The sequence below is a fragment of the Planctomycetia bacterium genome (assembly GCA_034440135.1).
Classification (GTDB): Bacteria; Planctomycetota; Planctomycetia; order Pirellulales; family JALHLM01; genus JALHLM01.
In genome coordinates, this window is record JAWXBP010000024.1 from 1 (window position 1) to 4,834 (window position 4,834).

Genomic DNA, 4,834 nt, shown 5'->3' on the forward strand with positions numbered 1-4,834 from the left:
CCGCCGGCCGGCGGCATGCCGTGGCGCAGGGCGCGGATGAAATCGTGATCCATCTTGGCCATGGAATCCTCTTCCTTCTGGCCGGTCAGCTGCGTGCGGAACAACTGCTCCTGCATGTCCGGGTCGTTCAATTCGGTATACGCGTTTGCCAGCTCCATGCCGCACACGTAAAGTTCAAATCGCTCGGCAATTTGCGGATTCGTCTTGCTGCGCTTAGTCAACGGGCAGATGCTCGCCGGGTAGTCGATCACGAAGATCGGCCCGTGCAGCTTGTCTTCGACCTTTTCCTCGAAGACGTCGCTCTTGATCACGTCCGGATCGCGCCCCGCGGTGTCGAAGCCAATTTCGGCCGCGACCTTGCGGATCGCGTCGTGGTCGTGCGGATCAACGCCGACGTGCTCGGCGAATAGCTCGTCGTAGCTGCGCCGCTGGAACGGCGGCGTGAAATCGATCTGCTGGTCGTGCCAGGCGACCTGATAGTGATCGCCCGTCGCATGAATCGCGTCGACGATCAGCTTCTCGGTCAGCTCCATCATCGTTTCATAGTTGCCGTAGGCCTGGTAGACCTCGAGCATCGTGAACTCAGGATTATGCCGCGGGCTGATCCCTTCGTTGCGATAGACGCGCCCGAGTTCGTACACGCGTTCAATGCCGCCCACCAGCAGTCGCTTCAAATGCAACTCCAACGCGATCCGCATAAACAACATCATGTCGAGCGCGTTGTGATGCGTCAAAAACGGTCGCGCCGCGGCGCCGCCGGCGATCGTGTGCAACGTCGGTCCTTCAACCTCGACGTAGCCCTGCTCGCCGAGCGTGCGGCGAATCGATTGGACGATCTTGGTACGCTTGAGAAACCGCTCCTGCGCGCCTTCGGTGTACAGCAGGTCGAGATAGCGCATCCGCTGCCGCAACTCAACGTCATGCAAACCGTGATGCTTGTCGGGAGGCGGTTCGAGCATCTTTGTCAGGAAGTGCAATCGCTCGGCGAAGATTGTCAACTCGCCCGTCTTGGTCCGTCGCAACATGCCGTCGACGCCGATTAAATCGCCGAGGTCGAGCAATTGCGCCAGTTCCCAGCCTTCCGGGCCGACCTGGTTCATGCCGATCAGAATCTGAATCTGTCCGGACCAATCGCGAATATCGATGAACAGCAATTTGCCCGCGGTACGCCGCAACACGATTCGTCCCGCAGCGCGCACGCGCGGGCCCTGCAGTTCCCCTTTGGGCTGCGTGGCTAGCCAGGCGCGGAAATCGGTCCCTTCGTCGGGCAGGATGATCTGTTCGCCGGCTTCGGTCTGATAGAAGATCTCGCCGGTCCGGTGGCGAATCGCGCCCACGCCTTGGTGGTCGTCGAAGCGCCCGCCCCAAGGGTCGATGCCGAGCGCCGTCAATTTGCGCAACTTTTCCCGTCGGGCCGCCACATGCAGGCTGGCATCGTCCGATTCGGGAACAGGCGTGGGCGTTTCGGTCATGGACGTGAGCGCGGAAGCAGCGGATTTAACTCAAAGCGTCGCAACATTTTAGTGAAGCCCGGAACCGGGTCAACGTCAGGTCGCCGGGAATGCGAAACCTGGGAGAAATGGGCAAAGCCGAGCCTTGCCGGCAGCCGTACGAATCGCCGCTGAGTTTTCCGATGCGGGGAGGTATACTATTGTCAGTGCCGCGAGATACGCGACAATGATGATAATGTTACCGAACATTATCCATTGACACACGTATCTTCCCGCAGCCTCCGTGTTCTCCGTGCCTCCGTGGTGAATCCCCCGGCACGGTCGTTTTCCTAGGCAAGAAACCGATGGCAGAAAAGACCGCTCCGAGCAAGGTGGAAGAGATCAAGTTGGCGAGTCACCATTTGCGCGGGTCGATTCCCGAGCAACTGAGTGGCGGCGACGATCATTTCACTGAAGACAACGCCACACTGCTCAAGCACCACGGCACCTACCAGCAGGACGATCGCGACGTCCGCGGTAAGGACGGCAAGGCCTATATGTTCATGGTGCGCTCGAAGATTCCTGGCGGGCGCCTGACGAGCGACCAACTGCTGGCCGAGCTGGATCTCGGTGACGAGTTGGGCAACCAGACGCTGCGCATCACCACGCGCCAAGGCTTGCAGCTGCACGGCATCCGCAAAACGGATCTGTGGAAGACGATCCACCGCATCAACGAGGTGCAGCTTTCCACGCTGGCCGCGTGCGGTGACGTACAACGCAACTTCATGTGCTGCCCCGCGCCACACTATCAAGACTCCGTGCATGAAGAAATGCACGCGCTGGCCGCGAAACTCGCCGATCACTTCTGCCCGCGCACGAAGGCGTACCACGAAATCTGGGTCCGCGACCTGGAGAGCGGCGAAGAACATTGCGCCGTCGGCGGATCGAACGGCCAGACCAACGGCCACGCGCACGAAGTGGAACCGATCTACGGGCCAACGTACTTGCCACGCAAGTTCAAGACCGCCGTCGGATTGCCCGGCGACAACTGCGTAGACCTCTATGCCAACGACCTGGGCTTAATGGCGATCTGCGAAAACTGGCGGATCATCGGCTACAACGTGCTCGTCGGCGGCGGCTTTGGCCGCACGCCGAGCGCGAAGAAAACATTTCCGGCCGTCGCCAAGCGAATGGCCTTCATTACGCCGGACCAGGCGGTCGACGTCGCCACGGCGATCGTAAAAGTCCAACGCGATCACGGCAATCGTTCCGATCGCAAGATCGCGCGGATGAAATATTTGATCCACGATTGGGGCCTCGAAAAGTTCAAGGCCACGGTCGAGGAATACTACGGCGCCCCGCTGCCCGACCCACATCCGCAGGACGTGTGGGGCTTCGACGATCACCTCGGCTGGCACGAACAAGGGGACGGCCGCTGGTATTACGGCCTGAACGTCGAGAACGGCCGCATCAAAGACGAAGGCGAGTTCCGGCTCAAAACGGCGCTGCGAAAAATCTGCGGCGAATTCCAGCCCGGCATTCGTCTCACGTCGCACCAGAGCATCCTGTTCACGGACATCGCGCCGGAAAACAAGGAAGCGATCGAGACCATCCTCCGCGCGCACGGGATCAAGCTCTCGCACGAGATCTCCGCGGTCCGCCGCTGGAGCATGGCCTGCGTCGCCTGGCCGACGTGCGGACTGTCAATCACCGAAGCCGAGCGCGCCTTGCCGGGCATCATCGATCAACTCGAAGTCGAACTGGCGAAACTCGGGCTGTCGCAAGAAGTCTTCACGATCCGCATGACCGGCTGCCCGAACGGTTGCGCGCGGCCGTACAACTCAGACGTCGGGATCGTCGGCAAAGCGGCCGGCAAATACACCATCTTCATCGGCGGCCGCCTGCTCGGCGACCGGCTGAACTTCATCTACAAAGACATGGTGCCGGAAGTAGACCTGGTGCCCACGCTGGTGACGCTGCTGGTGTACTTCAAACAAGACCGCCAAGAAAAAGAAACCTTCGGCGACTTCTGCCACCGCAAGGGGCTGGAGGATCTGCTGGGTTGGAGCGAGAGGTTCGCGCCCGCGGCGAAGCCGAACGAAGAGGCGGCAGTTTAGAAACCGCATAACCAAGTGATTCATTTGCCTCGCTGTAATTACGGCAATGAGTACTTCAGGCCAGGCAATCACAAACTTCCTTGCGGCGAAGAAGACATGAGCGTTGAACGGCTCACAAATCGCCGCATGACGTTGCTGAAGCGCCTATCCGAAGCCGCGCAATTTCGCCATGACATTGCAATCGCATTGTTAGACTGTGCTCCGATGATTGATCGTGAAGACTTCTGTGGCGGGGCTCGGTTCGTAGACAAAGAAAACGCCATGTTTGAAGGTGGAAGCGACTCTGCATACGACTTCAATAAATTGTCGACAGAAGGTCTGATTGAGCATTTCTATTTGGACTACGACAGCAATGGCTTGATTGCGAACCACACTCGCCCTGGTCTAAAAGTCACAAGAGAAGGACTTGCAGCCGTCGCGGAAGCCAATAAAGGCTGGCTTCAAAAAGCGATCGAAAAGCAGCCGATCACATTCATTCAGGTGATCGGCACAACTGCCATGGCTATCCTGTCATTTATAGCCGGCTTGCTGGTTGGCTCATCACGCTGAGAATTGAACGGCATCTGTGTTGTCGGGTTCTTGAAACGCACTACCGAACTGTCCAATTCTTTCCGGACGGTTCGGTTTCAAGAACAGACGACATTCACCGTCCTTGACTACTTCTTCGCCGGCGACGGCCCTGCCTCTTTCGGCAAAGCAAGCAAGCCTTCGTCAACCTGAAATGGCGTCGTCTTCGCGGTGCTAGAGCGCATCAAGCCTATGTAGCGATATCCGCAGTGGCGGCGGTAGTTGCGGCATTCGGTGGCGGTGAAGTGATGGAGGAGTTCGCCGCAGGCTTGCCAGAGCGCGTCGACGGTGCGGTGCGCGGCGCTTTTGAGCAGCCATTTGAATTTGGCGAACGCCAGTTCAAGCGGATTGAAGTCGGGGCTGTACGGCGGCAGGTACAACAGCGACGCGCCGACCGCTTCGATGGCCGCTTGCACGCCGACGCGTTTGTGGCTCGACAAGTTGTCCATCACCACGCGCGGCCGCGCGGACGCGTCAGATTCGTTTTTGCCCAGGTTTCGTCGAGAAACACCAGGCGATCAGGCGACATGCCTGCCTGAGCCACGCGCCACTCCACGCGCCGTTGGGCGACGTCTGGCCGGTCCTGCTCCGCGGCCCTCGCGACTTTTTTTCAACGTGAGCTTCAGTCGGCGGAGCGCCGTGCAGAGCGTTTGACGTGACAAGGCCGTGTCCAGTTCGAGCTTGAGTTCCGCCAGCGTGAGGTCCGGCTGACGGCTGATC

Annotated in this window: 3 protein-coding genes and 1 pseudogene; 2 read left to right on the forward strand and 2 right to left on the reverse strand. The window is 59.5% G+C overall.

Annotated features, from left to right (window positions below; genetic code table 11):
- Positions 1 to 1,472 (reverse strand): lysine--tRNA ligase (lysS, locus tag SGJ19_01270; protein ID MDZ4778866.1); only part of this gene is annotated, 1,472 nt, incomplete at its 3' end.
- Positions 1,473 to 1,795: 323 nt separating this feature from the next.
- On the opposite strand from lysS, the gene SGJ19_01275 reads away from it, so the two are divergent.
- Positions 1,796 to 3,547 carry an NADPH-dependent assimilatory sulfite reductase hemoprotein subunit gene (locus SGJ19_01275; GenBank protein ID MDZ4778867.1) on the forward strand — a complete coding sequence of 584 codons (1,752 nt, stop codon included), beginning with the start codon at positions 1,796 to 1,798 and terminating at the stop codon, positions 3,545 to 3,547.
- A gap of 96 nt (positions 3,548 to 3,643) precedes the next feature.
- Positions 3,644 to 4,096 carry a hypothetical protein gene (locus SGJ19_01280; GenBank protein MDZ4778868.1) on the forward strand — a complete coding sequence of 151 codons (453 nt, stop codon included), beginning with the start codon at positions 3,644 to 3,646 and terminating at the stop codon, positions 4,094 to 4,096.
- A 236-nt stretch (positions 4,097 to 4,332) separates the two neighbouring features.
- Here SGJ19_01280 and SGJ19_01285 read toward each other — a convergent pair.
- A pseudogene (locus SGJ19_01285) lies at positions 4,333 to 4,734 on the reverse strand (transposase).
- Positions 4,735 to 4,834: the final 100 nt, after the last annotated feature.